The organism is Brachybacterium tyrofermentans, from assembly GCF_014897585.1.
In the GTDB taxonomy this organism is placed as follows: domain Bacteria; phylum Actinomycetota; class Actinomycetes; order Actinomycetales; family Dermabacteraceae; genus Brachybacterium; species Brachybacterium tyrofermentans.
In genome coordinates this window covers 1-21,061 of record NZ_JABUXW010000038.1, presented here as the reverse complement: position 1 = coordinate 21,061, position 21,061 = coordinate 1, and the positions used below count along the sequence as shown (strand labels likewise).

At 65.5% G+C, this 21,061-nt stretch carries 18 protein-coding genes; 8 read left to right on the top strand and 10 right to left on the bottom strand.

The window, feature by feature from the left end:
- Window positions 1–34: 34 nt before the first annotated feature.
- The 5 genes from INT49_RS19015 to INT49_RS18995 form a co-directional block, all read right to left on the bottom strand.
- Window positions 35–2,551: an ATP-binding protein gene (locus INT49_RS19015; RefSeq protein ID WP_193119322.1), complete on the bottom strand. Its 2,517-nt coding sequence runs from the start codon at window positions 2,549–2,551 to the stop codon at window positions 35–37.
- A 1-nt stretch (window position 2,552) separates the two neighbouring features.
- The gene (locus INT49_RS19010) at window positions 2,553–3,599 is read right to left on the bottom strand and encodes a hypothetical protein (protein WP_193119321.1); all 1,047 of its coding nucleotides are present in this window, start codon (window positions 3,597–3,599) and stop codon (window positions 2,553–2,555) included.
- Window positions 3,600–3,651: 52 nt separating this feature from the next.
- A complete protein-coding gene (locus INT49_RS19005) occupies window positions 3,652–4,212 on the bottom strand; it encodes a hypothetical protein (protein ID WP_193119320.1) in 561 nt (186 codons plus the stop codon).
- A 193-nt stretch (window positions 4,213–4,405) separates the two neighbouring features.
- Complete coding sequence (locus INT49_RS19000) at window positions 4,406–4,960, bottom strand: hypothetical protein (RefSeq protein WP_193119319.1); 555 nt, start codon at window positions 4,958–4,960, stop codon at window positions 4,406–4,408.
- 3 nt (window positions 4,961–4,963) lie between these two features.
- Window positions 4,964–6,427, bottom strand: a complete 1,464-nt coding sequence (locus tag INT49_RS18995; protein ID WP_193119318.1) for a RecB family exonuclease — start codon at window positions 6,425–6,427, stop codon at window positions 4,964–4,966.
- A gap of 209 nt (window positions 6,428–6,636) precedes the next feature.
- Here INT49_RS18995 and INT49_RS18990 point away from each other — a divergent pair, with 209 nt between their 5' ends.
- The 3 genes from INT49_RS18990 to INT49_RS18980 are packed head-to-tail and all read left to right on the top strand — an operon-like array spanning window position 6,637 to window position 8,407.
- A complete protein-coding gene (locus INT49_RS18990; RefSeq protein WP_193119317.1) occupies window positions 6,637–7,077 on the top strand; it encodes a YybH family protein in 441 nt (146 codons plus the stop codon).
- A complete protein-coding gene (locus INT49_RS18985) occupies window positions 7,074–7,463 on the top strand; it encodes a YybH family protein (protein ID WP_193119316.1) in 390 nt (129 codons plus the stop codon). The genes INT49_RS18990 and INT49_RS18985 overlap by 4 nt, the downstream gene beginning before the upstream one ends.
- Window positions 7,460–8,407: an RNA polymerase subunit sigma-70 gene (locus INT49_RS18980; protein ID WP_193119315.1), complete on the top strand. Its 948-nt coding sequence runs from the start codon at window positions 7,460–7,462 to the stop codon at window positions 8,405–8,407. Before INT49_RS18985 ends, INT49_RS18980 begins: the two co-directional genes overlap by 4 nt.
- A gap of 210 nt (window positions 8,408–8,617) precedes the next feature.
- Here INT49_RS18980 and INT49_RS18975 read toward each other — a convergent pair whose 3' ends face one another.
- The 3 genes from INT49_RS18975 to INT49_RS18965 all read right to left on the bottom strand — a co-directional run bounded on the left by INT49_RS18975 (window position 8,618) and on the right by INT49_RS18965 (window position 14,766).
- Entirely contained in the window at window positions 8,618–11,680 is a 3,063-nt protein-coding gene (locus tag INT49_RS18975) for a toprim domain-containing protein (RefSeq protein WP_193119314.1), read from the bottom strand.
- Window positions 11,681–12,658: 978 nt separating this feature from the next.
- Window positions 12,659–13,717, bottom strand: a complete 1,059-nt coding sequence (locus tag INT49_RS18970; protein ID WP_193119313.1) for a hypothetical protein — start codon at window positions 13,715–13,717, stop codon at window positions 12,659–12,661.
- A 350-nt stretch (window positions 13,718–14,067) separates the two neighbouring features.
- On the bottom strand, window positions 14,068–14,766 hold the full coding sequence (locus INT49_RS18965; RefSeq protein WP_193119312.1) for a hypothetical protein: 699 nt from the start codon (window positions 14,764–14,766) through the stop codon (window positions 14,068–14,070).
- A gap of 107 nt (window positions 14,767–14,873) precedes the next feature.
- On the opposite strand from INT49_RS18965, the gene INT49_RS18960 reads away from it, so the two are divergent.
- The 5 genes from INT49_RS18960 to INT49_RS18940 all read left to right on the top strand — a co-directional run bounded on the left by INT49_RS18960 (window position 14,874) and on the right by INT49_RS18940 (window position 19,451).
- Entirely contained in the window at window positions 14,874–16,691 is a 1,818-nt protein-coding gene (locus INT49_RS18960; protein WP_193119311.1) for a P-loop NTPase family protein, read from the top strand.
- On the top strand, window positions 16,688–17,623 hold the full coding sequence (locus INT49_RS18955) for a hypothetical protein (RefSeq protein WP_193119310.1): 936 nt from the start codon (window positions 16,688–16,690) through the stop codon (window positions 17,621–17,623). Before INT49_RS18960 ends, INT49_RS18955 begins: the two co-directional genes overlap by 4 nt.
- A complete protein-coding gene (locus INT49_RS18950; protein ID WP_193119309.1) occupies window positions 17,616–18,065 on the top strand; it encodes a hypothetical protein in 450 nt (149 codons plus the stop codon). The genes INT49_RS18955 and INT49_RS18950 overlap by 8 nt, the downstream gene beginning before the upstream one ends.
- The gene (locus INT49_RS18945; protein ID WP_193119308.1) at window positions 18,062–19,057 is read left to right on the top strand and encodes a hypothetical protein; all 996 of its coding nucleotides are present in this window, start codon (window positions 18,062–18,064) and stop codon (window positions 19,055–19,057) included. Before INT49_RS18950 ends, INT49_RS18945 begins: the two co-directional genes overlap by 4 nt.
- A gap of 76 nt (window positions 19,058–19,133) precedes the next feature.
- A complete protein-coding gene (locus tag INT49_RS18940; RefSeq protein ID WP_193119307.1) occupies window positions 19,134–19,451 on the top strand; it encodes a histone-like nucleoid-structuring protein Lsr2 in 318 nt (105 codons plus the stop codon).
- A gap of 59 nt (window positions 19,452–19,510) precedes the next feature.
- On the opposite strand, the gene INT49_RS18935 is transcribed toward INT49_RS18940, so the two are convergent.
- Both INT49_RS18935 and INT49_RS18930 read right to left on the bottom strand, forming a co-directional pair.
- Entirely contained in the window at window positions 19,511–20,527 is a 1,017-nt protein-coding gene (locus tag INT49_RS18935; RefSeq protein ID WP_193119306.1) for a tyrosine-type recombinase/integrase, read from the bottom strand.
- Window positions 20,528–20,569: 42 nt separating this feature from the next.
- Window positions 20,570–20,788: a helix-turn-helix transcriptional regulator gene (locus tag INT49_RS18930; RefSeq protein ID WP_226851004.1), complete on the bottom strand. Its 219-nt coding sequence runs from the start codon at window positions 20,786–20,788 to the stop codon at window positions 20,570–20,572.
- Between the last annotated feature and the right edge of the window lie 273 nt (window positions 20,789–21,061).

Genomic DNA, 21,061 nt, shown 5'->3' with positions numbered 1-21,061 from the left:
CCTCCGGAACCTTCAAGCAGGTGGCCGGCAGAAGCTAGATGACTGTGCGACCCTCGCGACGCGCGCGGTCGAGCGCGTTGGTCGAGGACTTCGCGAGGAAGTCCGGCGGGATCTTGATCTCGACGTCGACGGCGCGGTCGTCGAGGTCGCAGTACAGTCCGATCGCTCCGCGGATGAGTCGGGTGCGGTTGTCCTTGTCGTCGTACTCGAACAGTGGCTTGCGGCTGCCCAAGTTCGCGCCGCCCTTTCCGATGCGCTCTGGTGCGGTCGTGAACTGCAGGCGCTCCTTGGTCGGTTCGACGCCGAACAGTCGGAATGCGGCCTCTGCTTCTTTGGGGTCCTTGGTGTGCAGGATGATTCCGCGGGCGATGTGGTTAGTGAGGTTCGCTTCGATCAGTTCCAGGATCCGCTGGGTGAACAGGATCGGGAACACCTCGAGGGACCGGGCGAGCTTGCCCAGGCGCTCCAACTCCTCTGCCCCGGCGCCCAGGAACACCCATGCCTCGTCGAGCATCAGCACCCCGCGGCGTCCACGAAGGGCCTCAGCAGATCCGAAAACCATCATGCGAATCAGCGCGGCAGAGACTCGTTGCGTCAGCCCCAGGGTGCTCTGGTCGACGCCCATCGGGGGCAGCTCGAGGTTGGCATTGCCGACCTTGATGTAGGTGATGCCCTCGGCAGCGCTGAGGACCTCGCCCTCGTCCTGCAGGCCGACCATGGCGCCGAACAGGGGATCGTTCTTCGACTGGCGGAGTATCGGGTCGACGAGCTCAGGGGTCGCCTTGCCGTCGGCCCTCGCGATCTTCAACGCGGTGCCGATGGCTCTCGCGCCCCGCGTGACGCCGTACTTGAGGGCCTCCTGGAGGTCTGCCTCGAAGTTCTGTGTGGAGTGCGGCCAGAGGCTCACGGCATGCAGCATAGAGACGGCGGTGTTGATCCCGTCGCCTGGGGTCTTAGAGAATCGCAGCGGGTCGAACACTCCCGTGCCACCGGCGCCGCCGAGGCCACCGGAGTTCCCCGCGAAAGAGTCCAGCGAGAACGTCGTGGCGTGATCGCCGAACGAATCTGAGAAGTCGCTGCCCTTCTTGGGGTCGATGACGATGACGGGACGGCCCTCGAGGGCGTACTGGTACGCGGAGTACGCCATGAACTGAGATTTTCCCGCTCCTGAGCTGCCCACGATCGCTGCGAGAGGGTAGACGTCCGTGTCAGAGGATGCCGTGGCGCTCATCAGGGCTTCCTGCCGGTCACTGACCGTGAATCCGACGTTCGCCCCGTGGGCATCGCCGACCGTGGCGAGTGAGGCGATGCCCGAGTAGGCCACCGTCGAGGACGGCAGATCCATCAGGTGCGGGTTCGCGCGCACCGGAGAACCGATCCAGCTCTCCGCGAGGGCCAGCGGCTGGCGATTGTCCATCGGCGCAACCTCGAATGCGGTGCCATTGCCGAGAGTGTCCAGGCGCTTCTTGCCCTGCCCGGTGAAGGCTGCGACCACGCTCGTCTCCACCAGCGTCGGGAACGCCTTCCCGGTTGAATAGGCGCCTTCGACCGATTCGAGGGTTTGGACCATCTCCTCTTGCTGCTGGTCATCGAGCTTGCCCTGAGCCTTGGCGTTGCGGATGTCGCGCAGGTAGCGGTCCCGCTGCCGGCGCAGCTCCTTGCGCGTGATCGGGCTCGGTTCGATCAGGCCGCGGATCGAGACCATCACGGCGCCCCGGTCTAGGAGGGTCGAGGCCCAGGTGCTAAGTGAGTTCGCGGCGTCCTGGAACGGCAGGTCCAGTCCGTAGACCGATCCCATGCGCAGCACGTGGTGGCCTTCGATCCCACTCGGCCAGGATGCGCACGAGTCGACGTCGTGTCGGGCTGCGGTCTGCGTTCCTGCCACGGTGCGGAAGACATGCAGGTGGTCGGCGTGGGGCAGGAGGGAGGCGCCGGTGGATCCGCCGGCGGCCCACCAGGATTCTGCGAGGTGAAAGTCGCGTGGGGTGGGGATGGTGAACCCGGAGCGGGTCATCATGTCGCCGACGTCCTCGAGGTCCTGCTGGTAGTCGGCCATCGGGACCTCATAGGTGGTCATCGAGGTCGCGACCGAGTCGAGAACATCTCGAACGGATCGGTCTGCGCCGCCGACGACGTCGTTCAGGCGGGTGCCCATCAGCAGCAGTCGGTCCTGGGTGCGCTCATCACCGAACCACTGCTGCAGCGTCTCGCTGTGCCGTGAGCCCTCCGGGGGCGAGTATCGGCGTGGCAGGTTCACCAGCAGCAGGTGGAAGGGACGGTAGCGGGCACGGGCCATCGACCGGCGCGCGGTCGTGTACGGCGTCTCGGCGGCGAGCTCTTCGATCGCGGCGGCGATCGGGTCACCGACCTCGAGTGCTTTGCTGTGGGTCTTCGCGTCCTTGACGGGGGCGAGTGGTGCTTTCCGGTACAGCCATAGCCCTCCGCCGACGGGGAGCACGCGACCGTCGCCGTAGCGGACCCGCGTGGCCGTCGGCATCTTCGGGACCTTGTGGTCCTCCAGCCGGAGATCCTTCCTCGTTGAGGTCGCCATGTCACCCCTCCCCTTCGGTGGTCGGTCCCGGTTCGGCGGTCTCTCCCCCGCCGTCGGAGGCATCTGAGGAGCCCGTTGCCGTGTCGTCGACGTCGCCGTCCAGGGAGACTGCGTTCTCGTAGTCAGCAAGTCCGGTCCCGGATCCGGTCGGTCCCCACGCGGTCACATACGGTGCTGCGGTGTCGGCGCCGCGCACGAGCACGTCGTACTGCACCGTGGTCGAGGCATCCCCGCCACCGTCCTCGGCGTTCGCAGCGGTGAGCTCGACCGAGACGGTCGCGACGACGGTCGATGTGTCCATCTCCGCGTTGTCGCTGACGGGTGAGGAGGACTGGAGGATCGACACGGACGCAACGTCCACGCTGGTGAGGGTGGAGTACACGTGGGCGGGGTCTTCGTCGCGAGTGACGAGCTTGAGATCGTTCGGCGAGGTAGCCAACGCCTGCGCCCACGAGGAGATCGCGTCGGTCGCCGAAGCGGATGCGCTGCTGGTCCCCCACCCGTTAGTGGGTTCGGTCGGTTCCCAGTCGGCGGCGGCGCTCGGAGGCAGCGGTGTCACCGTTGGGTTGGACAGCACCTTGACCCCCTTGGATGGAGAGTAGGCGGTGCGGACCGCAGCCCGGTAGTAGACCCCGTCGGAGGTGCGGAGGGTGAAGTCGTGGGTCATCAGCTGGTAGCCGATGTCCTGCTCTGTTGCCTCGATGTCCTCGATGTTGCTGGTCCCGTCCCAGGAGGTGATCTCAGCGCTGGCGAACACGGACTCGTCATTCGCCAGCCATTGCTCCAGGGAGCGCTCTGCCTGGGTGCGGCCAGTCTGGGTGGCCTGGATCTGTGCGGTCCCGGGTCCCGTAGCCCCGACGCCGTTCAGGACCACGCTGAACATGAGGATCAGGCCGAGCACGTTCAGCGGGGCCAGGATCATGCTGGCGAACACGGCCCGGCGCGCAGCACGGTAGCGGCGCTTGCCCCGGGATCGCGCGGAGGGATCCGGCACCGCCTCGGCGGTGTCGAACAGGTCAGCAACCTGATTACGTCTCCTGGTCAGCATCCGAATCCTCTCCCCAGTTAGCTCTTCGTGTGTCGCAGCCCATCCGGCGGTCTCACTTGGTCAGCAGGGCGAGGAGTCGCTGGAGGGCACTGTCGTTGACGTGGGCTGCTCTCACGGGATCCACGAGCACCAGGGCGGCGTCGGTCGACTTCGCCGGGAGCTGCCCCGGCAGCGTCTGGTCGGAGAATGCATCGACGAGCTGGGTCAGTGCCTGCAGCTCGGGCGTGGACATGCCCACCAGGTGCACGACAGCCTCGGGGATGCTGCCAGCCTGGATGATCGTGAGGTCCGCGACCGCCGCTTCGAGGGGCGAAGTCTTCGCGTCCATGATCGTGGTCGTCAGATCCGCGATACCGGGCGAGTCCGCGCCGGTGAGCTCGGCGGCGAGAAAGCGGACGTCGTCGTCGGCATCGGCGATCTCTTCGGCCTTCACAGCGATGCGTCGCAGCGAAGCCTTCACAGTCCGGGACGTGGGCCGGCCCCGCTTGCCCGCACTCTTCGCCGAAGGGGTCCGACGCTTTCGCGGCTTCGGCTCCGTCGAGGCAGGTGTCTCGTCCTGGACCTCGGGGGCGTCTGCCCGGACGGATGGGTCGAGAACGGTCTGCTCGCTCATGAATGCTCCTCACAAGTGCACGGGGTCGGTGTCGGGATCGGTAGTGGGCGGAGGATTTCGTAATCGTCGCCACGGCAGCCGGCGCCCGCCGACTCACTACCCCTGGATGGAGCATGGGGAGGGACCGCACCCGCCCCTCGTGGAGGGATGGATGCGGCCCCGAAGAACCCCCTTGTCGTCGAGGGCGGTCTGGTCAGGCGGCGATGGTCTGCGTGTCCGCGTCGAAGTGGGCGTCTTCGCCGAGGTCCATGAGGTGCAGGACCACGCGGGTCTTCTTGTCGGCGTTGTTGGCCCAGGGCTCGAGGATCACCCACAACAGGACGCGATGGCCGATCAGGGCCTTCGCCTCGGAGGCGAGCATCAGCCCCTCAGGGTCATCGGTCCGCTCGGTGCGGGCGATCTCGTAACCCGCCTCCACACCGTCGATCTCCTTCTTCGTGCCCGTGTACAGCAGCAGCTTTCCGCGGGTGGAGGACTTCTCCCTCGTCACCTTCACGATCGTGCCCACGAAGCGCTTCAGCTCCAGCCCATCGGCAGCACCAGTGAGCCGGTCAATCAGCTTCCAGGAGGTCGAGCCCTCGGACAGTTCGGCGACGAGCTCACGGATCGCCTTGGACACCGCCACCTGGCGGGGCACGGCCCGCTCGATACCGGGGACCTTCACGAGGCCGTCGTCGGTGACCTCGAGCTTCGCCACCCGGTCGTGGGCGGCCATGATGATCTGGACGTGATCAGTCGTAGCGGTCATGGGTCAGGCCTCCTTCCGCATGGGCGCGATGCTCGCCAGGGTGTCGATGTCGGTGGTGACCTCGTCGGTCCCGGCCAGGCGCACCGCGGCAGCCGCGATCGATCGGGTGTGGCCGGTGGCCATCTTGATCCACGTCGCCCACGTCTCGGCGTCCTCTCCGAACGGCGGGGGCACGGAGACGAGCACCGTGCGCAGCACGCCCCGAATGCGAGTGTTGGTGCCCTCCTGGAACGAGGTCGACCCGGACAGGCCCTCCTGCACGTCGGTGACGATCGAGGCGAGCACGTTCGTCATGGCGTCCACCGCGATGCGCTGGATCGGGACGCTGTGCGTGCCCAACAGCTCGTAGGCCAGGCTGGAGATTCCGAAGTAGCCGGTCGCCGCGTAGCTCGCCCCGTTGAGCTTGCCCCGCACGACCTCCTCCCACGGCTTGTCCTCGGCAAGTGCATGCTCGGCCATGATCAGTCCCTCCATCGAAGTCTCCGTCGTCTCTCCCGGCTCTCCCGGGGACATCACGCCAGTGGGCGAGGCAGGGTCCTCGCGGGACGGGGGCGCTGGCTCGATGTCGATCAGATCCGTGGCGCAGAGCGCGGTCTGGGAGTCGGTGCGGTCAGTGTTGAACTTCGAGGCTTGCGCGGCAGGGCACAGGTTCACCAGGGGGCACCACCCGCACAGGGGCCCGGTCTGGGTCGGGAACATCGCCTCCTGAACCATCTCGTTGTGGGTGTCCCAGGCGCGGGCGAACTCCCCCACGGTCTGGGCGACCCGCTTCTCAGAGACGGCGATGATCCGGGACTTCCCGTGGCGGGTGTAGTTCACGCGCCCTTCGATCACGGGCTCGTCCTGGACCTTCCGCAAACCGGCGGCGTAAAGGCGGATCTGGTCGCCGTGGTCATCGCCGTACAGCTCGAGCTTCCGCTTGTCCGGGACCTTGTTACTGGTCTTAAAGTCCACCGGTCGCAGTCCGGTCCGTCCGCGTGCGGTGACGCGCTGGGTGAGGTCGACGAAGCCGATGAACGGCACTCCCCCGAGCTCGATCCCCCGAAGCGCCCACTCGGTCGCCACCACGTCCACCTCGCGCGGGTCTTCGATGTCGAAGATCCCCTGGTACTTGCCGATCACGTCAGCGATGAACAACTGCCGGGTCACCGGGTCGCTGAGCTGCGGGAAGTCGCCATGGCGCCACTGCGCGACCATCGACAACAGGATGTTCGCCGCCCGCCGCCGAGTCCGCTTGCCAGCAGGTAATTTGTACAGCTCCTCGAGCACCGAGTGGACTGCCGTGCCCTGCGTCGTCGCGGCGAACGGATCCGGGGCCTGCTCACCGAGGAGCTTCCCGAACGCATAGCCTGCCGCGCAGTTGTGCGAGAGCGCCTTGGCGGTCGACGCAGACAGCGCCCTGCGGCGTACTCGGGCCAGATCAGGGGCGTCGAGGTGCAGGCCCTGGCGGGTCAGTGTTGAGACCATGCTTGCTCCCTTCGTGAAGATCGTGGACCTGGTGACAGTGGGCGCACCCGTCCCCTGGCAGGACACCAGAAAGCATCTGCCGCTTCCTCCGTGCCGATGGCCCCTCGATACTGCTCGCGTGGGTCGATACACGCATACCGATGAATCCAAGGCCTTCGATCGTCTGTACTTGTGACCCGGAATTTTCGGAACGAGAATCGAGGACCGAGATGAACACCCAAGACCCTCAGGCCGAGCACGAGATTCGCGAACTCCACGAGGAGTGGTTCGCGGCGAGCAGCAGGAAGGACCTCGACGCGACGATGCTCCCGATCGCACCCGACATCGTGTCCTATGAGCATTCGATCCCACTTCAGTACACCCAGATAGAAGACATTCGCGAGGAGTGCCGACAGGGGTTCGAGTACCAGGGAGAGGACTTCTCGTGGACAGTGCCCGATCTGCAGGTCATGGTGCGCGAGGATCTGGCCGTCGCCTGGGGCTTGAACCGCATGGCATCGACAAACGCCGAAGGGACCGAGACGGTGTCCTGGTCACGAGGCACCCGGGTGTTCCACCGGACTGATGGAGGGTGGAAGATGGTGCACCAGCATGTCTCATTCCCGGTCGACGCGGAGACCGGGGTCGCGGCGATGGAGCTGAAGCCATGAACGATCCCGACATCCGGACACTGATCACCGAGTGGGCTCGCGCCGTTCAGCAGGAAGACCTCGATGGAGTCCTCGCGCATCACAGTGACGACATCGTCATGTTCGATGTCCCCGCACCCGAGCAAGGGCGCCGGGGACTGGACGACTATTCGGCGAGCTGGACGCCCCTCTTCAAGTGGATCCATACTGGCGCCCATTTCGAGATCACCGAGCTCCACGTCGAGCACTGCGATGACTTCGGTGTCGCGTGGGCCCTGCTGCAGTGCGGCACAACCGAGGATCTCACCCAGGATCCCGACCGGAGGCTTCGACTCTCTTTCGGACTACGTCGCCACGCAGGGACCTGGCAGATTAGCCATGAGCACCACTCCTTCACGCACCGATGAATTCGGGACAGGGCAGGCAAGAGGCGGCCGACGCGAAGTACGGCGCGCTGTTCGACGCGCACCGGCGCGAGCTCATCGCCCACTGCTATCGGATGACCGGGTCTTTTACAGACGCAGAAGAGCTTGCGCAGGAGACCTTCCTGAGGGCGTGGCGCGCCCGCGCACAGTTCGAGGAGCGCTCAAGCGGACGCACCTGGCTGTACCGCATCGCGACCAACGCCTGCCTCGACTTCCTGAAGAGCCACGAGCGACGCACCGGCCCTCACGCCTCGGTCACTGAGATCCTCGAGAACGAAGGCAGGATCTCCCCGCACCCGGAGCACGATGACCCTGCGGAGCTCGTCTCACGGAGAGAATCGACCACCCTCGAGGTGATGGCGGCATTGCTCGACCTGCCTGCCCGCCAGCGCGCTGTGCTCATAGCGCGGGACCTCTTGGAGTTCAGCACGGCGGAGACTGCGGCGCTCCTGGACTGCTCGACTGCCTCCGTCAACAGCTTGCTCCAACGAGCACGGACCAGGACCCGTCGTATCGGAGCTGACTTTTCGGGGCACCCCGATGGCGTCGAAGATTCCGCTACCGCGCAGATCGTGCGCGCCTATCTTGAGGCTCACGAGAACGGAGACATCAACTCCCTCGTCGAGCTGTTCACCACCGACGCGCGCCTCACCATGCCCCCCGAGGCTGCGTGTGTGGGACGACTGGAGATTCGAGAGTTCTTCACCTATCTCCTCGACCCGGCGAACATCGGGTACTGGCGTCTCGTGGAGACCCGCGCTAACGGTGCGCCGGCGATCGCCAACTACATCGCGCAATCTCCGGGCGGACCGTTCACCGCGCTCTCGATCGATGTCCTCCAGGTCGATGACGGAAGGATCTCCGCGATCCACAGTTTCCTCGACGCATCACACTTCCAGACGCTCGGGCTGCCTCACACGGCGTAGCAGTACGCAGGAACTTCGACGTCGTTTGGCACCACGTCTCGTGTGTCATGCGTTCGTGCACCGGCCCGTCCGCTCCGGCCCGCCTGGGAAATCTGACAGCTTGGCGAGAATCTGGGTAATCGTCCGACGCGTTTCACCGCAGGTCACAGCGCTGTGTCTCGGGCAGATCGTTCGAGAACTTACAACACACCTCTCGCGAATCGGTCCTCGTCATTCGTCGTCGAAGAGGGTGGCCAGGTCGATCGGCACGCCGCGCACCCGGGCCCCGCCGGTACGGGTCTCCACATCACCCGTCCGTAGCCCGTCACGGACCCGCGGCTCCCAGATCCCCTCGGCGACCAGTCCCTCGTGCCAGACGGCCTGCCAGCTCGTGCGGGCAGTCTGCCCGGCCGGGATCAGGTGCCGGGCCTGCTGGCGAGCGACCTGGAATGCGTCGCGGTTGAACACGATGACATCGCGACCAGAGCCGCGAGCATCAGCGACATAGCGTCCCAGGAGTTCGCCGCGAGGGTCTCGGCCTGCCGGCCATCCCAGGCGCAGGTTCAGGCTCGTGTCGTTCGTCGGCGGCGCCCCGACATCCTTGGGCACCACGGACTCCACGTACCCCTTCTGACTCTCCAGCAGATACCGCAGCGCGTCGACCAGGGCGTGGCCGGCCGTGCGCTGCTGCTGGGTGCGGGAGAGGTCCACAGTCAGCTCCGCGAGATCCTCCCGCATCGCCTCGATGCGGGCGAGGAACGCTTCGTCCATGTCGAGACCGATCGCGTACTGCTCGAGCAGGGCGACGCTGAGGAGGTACTCGCTCATGATCTGCGAGTGGCGGGTGGCGTTGACCTTGCTGCCGAGCGCCGCCTCCACGTGGCGCTTGGCGTCGCGGGCTGAGTCGTCCCGTTCAAGCACGAACGTGGTCCGAACCGCGGGGTATCCGGAGCGGGCGGACCAGCTGCCCATCCAGCGCAGCATCTGCGCGGACAGGCGGGCCTGGTCGCCACGTGCGAGCATATCGTTCAGCGTCGCGAGCGGATCGGCGGTGGCGGAGTTGATGAACCCTCCCCCACCGTCGGAGTACAGCGTCAGCATCCGGTCACGGACCGAGTCGATCTGCAGCTCGTTCTCGGCGGTGACGACCACGAACGCGCGGGGCGGGTTCTGCACGCGAGTCTTCATATCCGAGGTCATGCGGCCCTTGCCGGCGCCGTTGAACGCGGAGCGGACCATGGCCTCGAGGTCACTGGTCTGCTTCTCCCACTGGCGCTGATCAGAGTTCGGGGCGAAGTCATCGATCACCCACATCATCGACTTCGACACCGAGTTCTCCATCCACGCCCTCGTATCCATGGCCGAGCCGGGCAGCCGCTCGGCGCTCCAGGCCCCGCCACGGGAGGCCCAGAACCCCTGGATCATCGACGCGAGCCAGGACTTTCCCGAGCGACGTCCGCCGACGATGTACAGGACGCTGTGCGGCGTGATCGGGACGATCGGGCGGATCCCAGCGAGCAGGGCAACCATCCCGAAACGCGGGTCGACGAACGTGTCCGGGGACGTGTACGCGTCGATGATGCGGCGCAGCAGATCCCGCTGCTGATCCGGGCTCATCTCCTCATCGATCACGCCGAAGTCGTCGATGGTGGCGAACTCGTCGGCAGTCAGGCCAGCCTGGGCACGCTCGTCGCCCTCCCCGGCAGGCCCGACCACCTGGCGTCCGGCGATGAACGACGGGATCCCGTCCTTGGTCGGGACCCAACCCTGGCAGCCCCAGAGCACGTCGTCAGTGGTCTCCGAGGCGCGGTAGTCCTTGATGGCGCGGGTGAAGTTGATTCCGGAGCGGGGCGGCCAGGACGGCAGGGCGGAGACCTTCGTGGGGATGTCGGCGCCGTAGCGGGTCTCCCACTTCGCGGGATCCTCATCCAGCATCGCCTTGGGGCCGCGGATCGTGGCGGTATCGACCAGACCGTCGGCCGTGCGCCACTGGACCGCGACGACCACCTGGCGCTCAGTGCGGGAGACGGCGCCGGGGATAATCCGTCCACCGTCGAGCTCGTCCGCCGTGGGCAGGCGGAACTCTTCAAAGCTGACCAGGCGTCCACCCAGGTCGTCGATCTTCTGCCAACTCTTCAGCTCGGGGCCGCCGGCGGGGTCGGGGCGGAAGTTGCACACCTCGATCGCGAACCCGTCCTGGGATACGCGCGTCTGGCCCTTCTCGCCGGTGTCGTCCACGGGCCGCTCGGGCAGGTCGGTGATCTGCAGGTCCAGGGCATCGCTGAAGCGGCCGGAGTAGGCCAGGAAGTCGTCGATGCCGCGCTTGGGGTCCACGGTCTCGTCACCGCGCGGAGACAGGTCGATCAGTCGCGTGGAGGCGACGTTGCGCTTGGCGAGGAAGTCCATCAGGCCGAAAGCGGCGTCCCAGACGGCGGCGTTGCGGGCGATGTCGCCGTCGAAGCAGATGATCGCGTCCCGGTCGCGCATGCTCACGGTGTTCCACTCGTCGTTGCGCCGCCAGGACTGCACCCCGGGGATCGCGAGGACCAGGATCCGCTTCTCCGCCGGGATGGCCGCGAGCAGTTCCTGCAGCTGCTCGAGGGGGTCGGTGGCGCCTACGGCGGTGCGCAGCGCCCCGCTGGTGACGCCGCTGTCGCGCAGGATGGCGGTCAGGACCGAGTCGGCCTTGACGACACCTTCGGTGAACAGGATCGGGACCGTGGGGTCGGCGAACCATGCCGGCGGTGTGGCGGGATGGGCGTCGATCGCGGTGCCGGAACCAGCGAGGAACATGTACTTCGCCCAGCTGGACCCCGCAGGCGGGTCATTCTCCGGGCGCAGCTGCAGCGTGCCGAGGATCGGTTCGCCCCGGGCGATGGAATCCATTTTGAAGTACGGGATCTCCATCCACGCGCCCTGCCTGGCAAGGCTCAGCAGGTGCCGGCCGGGGTTCCGCCTGCCGTCGAATCCGAAGCGGCGCAGAGAATCCTTCGCGTCGTCGGTGCCGGAGATCGTGCGGTAGCCGCGGGCTTGAGCGACAAGCGGAGCAACGATCGAGGATCGCAGCTTCGTGACCGAGACGTCGCCGATGGAGCCGGGGTACTGCGAGGCGGGGAACGGTTCTTCCCGCATGGCGGAGATCGCGGTGTCGATGTCGGCGACCGACAGTCCGTCGTCCTCGTCGAACGCGGCGTCATCGCTCTCGTCGGTGGTGGGGACGGGGGCCGCGGGGTGGGCGTGGGCGTCCTGATCGGCGGGGTGCTGGGTGTGAGCGCGCGGATCCGGGGTGTTCATGTCGGCCGCAGTGGGCGGAGCCGAACTCTCGCAGGACGCTCGCCCACGGATCGGGTAGCGCCAACATGCGCCAACGGAGCGTCCATGCAGGTCAACTACGCTTTCGGCGATTTTCTCCACCCCAACGCCAACACGCTCCACCCACCAAACCTGCAGGTCATTCTGCGTTTACCCCCATATCCTACATCTCCCACTATAACCTTTATAGAGAAGTAGGTAGTAGTAGTAAGAGGAGATATGAAACCAGATCCCCTATATGTATGCAGTTTCCGGCGCGCAATGTGGGATTTGGTGTCAAACGCGGTATGACCTGCACGAACACCGACCTTCGGGCGTTGGCGCTCCGTTGGCGGTGTTGGCAAACCCGGATTGACCTGCGGGTTTGCAGGGGCGCTTGGTGGCGCTGCGCCAACGTGCACGCCTCGACAGGCCGGATCCCCGCCCATTCGGCAGTCTGGACAGCCTCAGAGACGTTGATCGTTTACCCAGGTCATCCAGGGTTTGCCAACGGTGCGCCAACAGCCGCCTCCCCCGCGAGATTCGTCTGTTCGTGCAGGTCGGGACTAGTTTCCGCCACTCGTCCGGCGAGAGTAGTGCCACCGTGGTGCCAACGTGTAACGTGCAGGTCAGGTGGGGTTTGCGTACATATCCCACGTTCCCCGGCATGACCTTATAAGGGAAATGTCTATCGGTCCAGGCGCCGAGCGCTCACTGTTCGGCGCGTCCGCTAGTCCACAAGGGCGCGTTCCCATGCACATCGCTCGCTCGACACGGTGCATCGGACCGTCTATTCCGGGTTCTTCACGTGGCTGGCCTGGCACCAGCAAGACCTGAACTGATGGTCGATGGATCCCTCTCTCGTCCCCGAGCTAGTCGCCGGCGATACCGAGGCGGGCGTTGACTTGAGTTGCGGTCTCTACCGGTTCAGATCGTCTATCCGCGCCCCGAGGCGAGGCTCGCCCCCATCTCGAGATGCCATTAACTGGCCTTCCGGCTCTCTCGATATAGACGATCAAGATATGCAAGTATGCAGCGTGCAGAGTCTCTAGGGCTTCGATTATCGAGGGAGGCGGATACTGCGTGGGGAACCGAGTCTCGGGTGTACAACCGGTCCCCTGCAAGTCGGTCGAAATGATCGGAACTACCGAGATACGCCGTCGCATCTTCCATGGGCTCCTGAGCTCCAGCATCACGGAACAGGCCCTCAAGATCTCGCACAAGTTTGTCCTGATCCGTATGGTATCCAAATCCCTCTTGCGACCAGATTGTGTTAGCAAATTCAATGGCGAGGGTCATCAGAGGGTTCGCCCTCTCGCCGTCACATTCGCGCGCCAACCATTCAGTCACCTGCGGAAAGTCTAGAGCTAGAACAGGGTATCTAACCCAGAACTGCAGGATCGATGGGAAAGTATTAACAGAGTATCTGTAGTATTTTAGCTCGGCCTGCTTTAAAGTTGTAGAACCGTGGGCCACGAAATTGAATTTACGACCGTCGGCTTCCGCAGCCTTCTTCTCAGTCAGCTCTCTCCTCATTTTTGCCTTCAACTCGGCGAGTTCTTCAACCGTCGGGGAACTGCCGGCTAAATCCTCATCCACTAGGGCGGCAATCTTGTCGTCTACGTCACTAAAAACTTCGGCTTCGATACGTTCACGAGTTTTCGAGATGGCCGTTTCAAGCCAAGCTTCCAGCTCGTTCGGAGTGCTTATGACTGATCGATCGTCATCGCTCCAGAACATGAAAGTCGGCACCCCGATTCTTGCCCCCGTCAACCATCCGCCCACAGTCTCAACATCAAGCTCACCCTTGCCGCCAGACTTTACTTGGAAATGTGCTGCGCGGCCGGACATTATCCACGACTCGTTACCCTTGCGACCGGAAGCGTTTCGGATGATGTCTTCTGGCACGTGACAATGGAGATCCCAGCCCGTATCGGATTGGGTTAACGAGTTTATCGCCACCCCGTGCTCAAGGAGCACCTTCGTGGCTTCAAGTTCTCCTATGTCGCCTCGTACGTTGCTGACGGTTCGTCTTGCCATGGTGCAAGCATGCCTTACAGGCTGAGACGATGGCGATAGATTCGGTGAGTTCGTTTGCAACGGTATGGGCTCTGAGGTGCTCGACGCGGTTGTCGAGGACGCCCTCGCGAGTTCCGGTACCGGGCGGTTGGCACCTCGCGCTGCGCTAGGGCAACTCGGCTCGCCAAGTGCGAAAGGAACCGAAGCTGTGAGCGCCGTTTTAGTTACCTGCTTGCCACAGCCATCTGTCGACGAACCGAACGTACACCCTGAGCCGGGCGAATCTGAGGGAACAATATTCTACTGGCCATGCCTACGTACTTCCAGGTCATAGATTGGAAGCAGTGGGTGCTCGCTCTAGCCTATGACGTTCACGAATTGCCGCGCTCTGTCTCTTGCTCGATGTCCGCGGTGGCGCGGTAGTCCTCGTCGGTGAGCGCGGCGGTGAAGATGTCGGGATCGATAATCTCGTGCGGTACGGGGCGTCCATCCTCGACGGCGGAGGCGTAGGAGAGCCAGCCGTACATCATCGACAGGGGGAACTCGTCGTCGTTGCCGCAGTAGCTGCGCCGGCGCCATAGCGACCACAGGACGATCGACTGGGCGATGTCGGCCGTGACCGCGTCGCGGCGGGACTCAGTCCCTTTGCGGAGCTCGGTGAGGGTGAATTGGCCGTCTTCGCTGCTGGCGGCACAGGCGGCCATGACGCGGGCTGCGCCGGGCGGCATGGGGTCGGCGATGGCGATGAGGTTGATGTCCAGCAGCAGCCGTTCGCGGTCCCATTCGTCTTCATCGTCGGGCACGAAGGTCACGTCGCTGCCGTCGCGGAAGGTGCCGAAGCCCGCGTGCGGGGTCCGCCAGGGGTCCGACGGCGGCAGGGTGTCCAGGATCGTGGCCGTCACGCCGGTGGCCCACGCGATGGTGAAGGCGGGAGTGCGGCGGGTCCATTCGCGGAAGCGGCGGTCGATGTCGACGCGGGTCGTCATGGGCACGAGGGGGTCGTGCGCGGCTGCGGCCCACTGGGCGAATGTACGCCGGCGCGAGGTTGCTTCCTCGCGTGTGATCTCCATGATTCCGCCCGTCGTCCGCTCGAACTGCATCAGGTCATCGTTCCATGTCTGCCTGCAGGAACGAAGTCTCGTGCACTTGATTCGGTGCACCGTGGCATATAACCAGTATGAGCAACTCACTCGCAGTCATCGGACTGCCCCATGTGCGAGAAGCGCTGGCGAGCTTCGGATTCGAGGTCATTTCCGGCGACGGGTTCCCCGAGGCCTCTCGGCGCATCCGCGAGGTGGCGGCCACTTCGGCGCTGCCGGTCCTGGTCGAGGATCACAAGCAGATCGGGCTCGAGCAGCTGATCTCCCGCCTGCCCGAGACAGCTCCCGTGGTGATCGTGCGCGGTGCTGACCCGATCCTTGGGGAGGCGCGCAGCTCGATCCCGATGGCGTCGAGCCTGGGCGAGTATCTCGGTGCGCTCGGCTTCCAGGATCTTGACCCGGCGCTGCAGGGCATCCGCGTCGAGGCCGACGGCACGATCCCCCAGCCTCTGCCCGAGACGCCCGCAGTCAGGCAGCATGGCGACGACTCCGCCACGACTGAGCCCGGCTCGTCTGATCGGGCGCCTGTCGAGCCCGTCGAGGACTGGCTGAACGATGAGGACGACGATGCCGGGCACCCGGCGCCGTCCCTCGCAGAGTCTGCGCCCATCACCAAACGCGCCGCAGCGCAGTCGGCGCTGACGGACTGGCTCGAGGATTCCACCGACGATCCCGAGGCCGCGGCAGCGCTGTCGGATGTCTCCGAGGCGGAGGATGAGGAGGAGTTCGACGGGTTCCACTCCCCCACCTCTCACCGAGTCTCGCGCAGCCACCGGGTCGAGTCGGTACCGGATGAGAGCTTGCCGGTCTTTCCGGGCAGGCGTCGGATCGCCCTGCCGTCCTTCGCCGCTGGCACCGACTCAGCGCCGATCACCGATCCGGAGCCGCAGCTCGATCCTCTGGACGACGAGCTCTTCGACGATCTCTCCGACAGTCTCGAAAGGCCGGGCGACGAGGGCGAGGTCGATGCCGATACCGCACTGGATGACGTCACCAAGGCCAGTGCCACCAGACGCAGCCGGCGCAGCACCGCCCCCGCCGAGGTGATTGCCTGCTTTTCCGGGAAGGGCGGGGAGTGTAAGTCCACCCTCGCGTTGGCATTTGCGCAGGCGGCCGCCGAGATCGGAGGCAAGTCGGTATGCCTGATCGATGCGAACCGAGCCCAGGGCGATCTCGGCCTGTACCTGCGAGTACGGACCACCGACCTGCCCTCCATCTTTGACGCCGTCATGATCGGTGACCCCGCCTCGGCGATCCTCTCCCCCGACCAGTTGAACCAAGCACATCAGGGCCGGGGCGATCACCTCGCCTTCTCGTTCGTCCAGGCGCCCCGACCGGTCAAGGGCAGCGAAGATATCTCTGCGGAGATCGCTACGGTCACGGCCGAGCACTACACCGAGGTCCTACAGATCGCACGGGCCCGGTTCGACCTGGTCATCATCGACACCCAGATCACCGAAGGCCTGGACACGACCGGCGTGATCGACCGGGTCATTGCGCCGCTGCTGGCGCGCGGGGGCTACGGGGTCGGGATCTGCGAGCTCACCACACCAGGCGTGGAGAACCTGTTGGTGGCGATGGAGTCGCTTCGTCAGCACGGCGCCGAGGCGACGCGGATGATGTCGATCGCGAACAAGGTCCGGCCCTCGATCACCGACTACGGCAAGCTGCCGCAGCTGCTGGGCAGGGACTCATCGTGGAAGGGCGCGATCCACTACGACGACCGCATCTACGACGACCTCGTCGCCCGGCGCATCCCCTACGCGGTACCGACCCTCTACGGCGTTGTCATGGACGTGCTCCTCTCCGTCACCGGGGACCCGGAGTTCGACCTTCGAGACTCAGGAACCGTTCCCTCTGGACGGCCGTGGTGGAAGAGGTGGCTGCGACGATGAACCGGGCCACTTCCGAGCAGCTGTGCACGCTCCTGGACCAGATGATCTGGGCGCGCTGCGCCACCGAACAGGCGCGACCGCGGCACCGGGTGCGACTGCATGCCTTGCCACCGACTATGTGGATCCGCCCAGCCCGAGGCGTCGGCGGCCACAAAGCCACTCGGACCGGCACTCTGCCCGCCACCATCAACTGGCGGAACGGAACCCTGCACGCCGCCGACCCCGCCACGGGGCACCCCGTCTCCGCAGGATGGAGCGTGGACGCCGCCGGCACCCACCTGGCCGGCGCCATCGCCCTCGCCGAAGGAACCACCAACCTCGGGCGCCCCACGGGCACGATGTGGCCCGCGCACCATGCACCCGTGTTGTCCGCGTATCAGGCGACGCGGCTGCTCGATGAGTTCATCGAGCGCGGTGAGCTCGCGCGGTGGACGATGCTCGCGCACCTGGAGCAGTACGCCCAGGAGAGCGTCCATCAGGTTGCGACGTCGATCTTCCGGGAGATCACCGGCATCGAGGAGCACGAGACCGCGGTGAGGCTGCTTGATGATCAACAGCTCGACCTCGTCGTCACCCACGTGCTCTACGGCGCTGCCGGCCCGGACAGTCGCATACTGCGCTCCCTGGACCGTTGCCTGGACCCGGCCACCACCCGGAACGTCGACCCGATCCGGTACCTCACCACCCAGATCCGCCGGGACCTCGGCGACCAGGTCCGCGTCGCCATCGGCGATCCCCAAGTAGGCCCTCGAGTCCGTCGCGTCGCCCGCTCACTCGGCACCGGCGCCGGCCTCGAGCAGATCATCGACCGCTACAACGGCCTCCACCCCACTGACCGGGTGTCCACCACACGCGCCATCCGAGCATTGACCGTGGCCCCGTCGCTCGAATCCACCGCCGTCCGCAACATCGTGGAGGCCAGTGATGTCTGAGCACCCCACCGACGAGATCGACATGACGCTACTCATCAGCCAGCGACGAGTCGCCAACGCAGCGCGCGGCGAACTTCTGCAGCTGATCACGGACGGCACGATCACCCCGTGGGAGGCGATCATCGCCGCCGCGGCGTCGGGCGAAAAGCCGTTGCTGCGTCTGCGCCTGGAGCAGATCATCACCGCCGGACCGGGGATCGGTGCCGCACGAGCCCGCGCCGTCATCGCACAGGTGCTGCACATCCTCGAGGCCACCGAGTCCCGCACCGCGAACGGGCACGTCACCCTCGCCTTCATCCTCGACGAGCAGGCCCGCGGACGGCGCCTGCTGGCGGTGCTGGATGCATTCATCTCCCATGGCTTGATCCAGCAGGCCCAGGACCTCACCGTCTGGCCGGGATTCCCTTTCGCCGCCGCCCCGTTTCCCCGGGAGGACGCATGATGACCGCGCTGTTGCTGAACACGACTGCAAGGCTCCGTCGGCGGGCTGCTCATCATCGTCGCTGCGACTGCGATCGGGACACCCTCGAGACGCCGTGGAAGGCCGATATGTGCCAGATCCTCCACGCTCAGACCCGGGGCGAGAAGCGGGTTCTACTGGATGAATTTTTGTTTACACATGAAAGCGATGTCGGGCGGGTCTTGAAGAGGGCGCAGCATATTTCGCGTCTGGACTACCACGACAAGGATCTGATCTTCTCTTATTTCGGAGATGCGCTGATGAGAATGCTCGAGACGCGGTGGAGGGCGAAGTCCGGGCCCGGGACCAGCAGTGTGTTCAACTACACACGAAACCTGCCGACGATCCTGGAGGCGGAGACGCGGTACTGGATCCGTGAAGACCGACGGAAGGGTCTGCTCAATGGCACTGCCGGGGTCCCGGGCGACAGCTCTCATGATCGTCGGGCGAAGCTGGTGAAGCGTTCCCGTGAACTGTTCGAGGCCGAGCATTCACGCACCCCGTCCGATGCTGAGCTCGTCGACTTCCACAACACCCGCATGTACGCGACGCGGAAGGACGCCGCACGGCAGTCCGTGCTGGTCACCATCAAGGGTCTCGGTAATCTCCGGTCGATCCCGTTGGAGGATCCGTCTCTGTTCGGTGAGGATCGTCTGGCCTGGACGGATGTACCGGATGAGGGGGTGTCTGAGCGCACTGCGCGGATTCGGTCGATCGTGGCCGAATGCGCGCGGAGAGACGCCGAACGGGAGGCTACGCGTATTCGTGCGCCGAAGCGTCCGCCAGTCCCTATGGCGAGCGTGGCGGTGGTGTTCTTCGCGCATCACGGCGAGGGAGAGTTCCCTACGCGCAAGGAGCTGGTCGCAGAGCTCGGCGTGACGGAGCCGGCCAGTCGCCGCGAGATCGGATCGCATCTCAATGAAATCCTCGCGATTTCTCGCCGACAGTTCGCGGACTACCGAAACGCCCAGTGACCGCCAAAATGCATGACTCCTCAAGGGAAGTGTGCCTACACTGTCCGCGCAATCTCTCTAATCACTGGAGGTCCCAATGGCTCGCAAGACCCAGGTTCTGCTCGTTGACGATATCGATGGTTCGGATGCCACGAACACGGTGACGTTTGGGTTGGACGGCGTCTCGTACGAGATCGACCTGAACGAGGACAACACACGCCAGCTGCGCTCCGAGATGGAGAAGTGGACCGTTCTGGCGCGGCGCACTGGTGGTCGCGCGCAGCGCGGCACCGGTGCCAGCACCGGCGGCGACGCCGCGAAGATCCGCCAGTGGGCGGTCGCGAACGGCTACGAGGTCTCGGAGCGGGGTCGCATCCGCGCCGATGTTCGTGAGGCTTACGCCAAGGCGAACTGACTCCGCTCTATCCACTGCTCGGCCCGACACCCCTCAATGGGTGCCGGGCCGCAGTGCGTCTATAGGCCGATCTTTCCTGCTGTTGAGTCTTCGAAGGCGCTGGCAGGGCGCACGTACCGGGCGAGGGAGTCCAGTCGGCGGTGTCTGGTGGTGCGGGAGATCGTCATCGGGTCGACGCCCTCCTCTGCGGCGGAAGTCGCGTGGCCCGCACGCAGTGAGTGCCCGGATACCCAGGTCTGGGCGACTCCTGCGGTGTGGGCGTAGTCCTTCTCGCTGATGCCGGCGGCCGCGGCGCGAGCCTGGATGATGCGTGCGATGGAGCGATCCGACAGCGCGGTGGCGCCGATCTGGGAGTGGTTGTAGATCCGGGAGAACACGGGGGTTCCATCCCCGAGGCGTCTGCCGCTGGCTTCGAGCCACGCCTCGAGTGCGAGCACCGGACAGGTTTCGGGGTGGGCGCCGAGGGGGATGCCGATGAGGTCTCCTCTACCGGTCTGGTCGGTCTTCGAGCGGCGTATGCGCAGCAGCATGCCGGCGTCCTGTCGGGCGATGTCGTTCGTGGTGAGTGCGGCGATCTCGCTTCTGCGCTGAGCGGCGGCGAGCCCGATGAGCAGGATGGCGCGGTCGCGCTTGCCGGTCGTGGTCTCGAGGTCCTCCATCGCGTCGATGATCTGACGCATCAGGGTGGTGGTCAGCGGTGTTGCTCGGCGTGAGGGTGCGGTCCCGAGTGTCCTGCCGACGGAGCGGAGTGCCTGGCGCACTCCGTGGTGAGCCGTGGGGTCATCGAGACCACTGTCCAGGTGGGTGGCGGCGATCGCGGCGAGATCACGGGAGATCGTCGAGTGGGCGACGTACGTGGAGCGGTGCGCGATGTATGACGCGACGACTTCCGGGCCTGTGGGTACAGCGGGGTAGCCGCGCTCCTGGCACCAGGCCGTGAAGGTGCGCATCGCGGAGGCGTAGGAGCGTCTGGTCTCGGCGGAGCGACTGCCCGCGAGGAGAGTGCCTACGTTCTGGGCGTCCTCGAGCCTGACCGGCGTGGGCAGTGGCGTCCGCTTCTGGATGGCTCTGGTCATCTGCCCTCCTGTGTCTTCTCCCGTGCTGCAGGGTATCGGGGGTCAGCCGGCGCTCTCGTGTTCCTGGCTGGCGACCCAGGAGTTGACTCCGGAGACGCGGTAGCGGACACGTCCACCGAGCTTGACGTAGGTGGGCCCCATGCCGAGGCTGCGCCAGTTGGCGAGGGTTCCAGTGGAGAGTCCGAGGACGTCGGCGACGTCGTTGGCGGTCATCAGTTCGTCGAGCGTGACGACATCGTGGACGGCGGGCTTGCGGGGCATCGTGACCTCCGAAGTGGTGGGGCCGCGGTTCGGCCCTTGTACTCCGCGACAGTGGGCGGGGGCTCACGGAACCTGTCGCGGAGGTAACGTCGCACGCAGGCGGCCTCACCATGCGTCACGCGATGTGTGCCTGGTCCGGCCTGATAGTGAACTAGCTGTTGCGGGTCATGACGTTGTAGTCACGGAGCGGGGATGAAGGAACGGGTCTCTGACCGGCAGGGCCTGTCAACTTGTCTGTGTAAGCGAGGTGTTCACAGGTAGGGGGTGATCCGT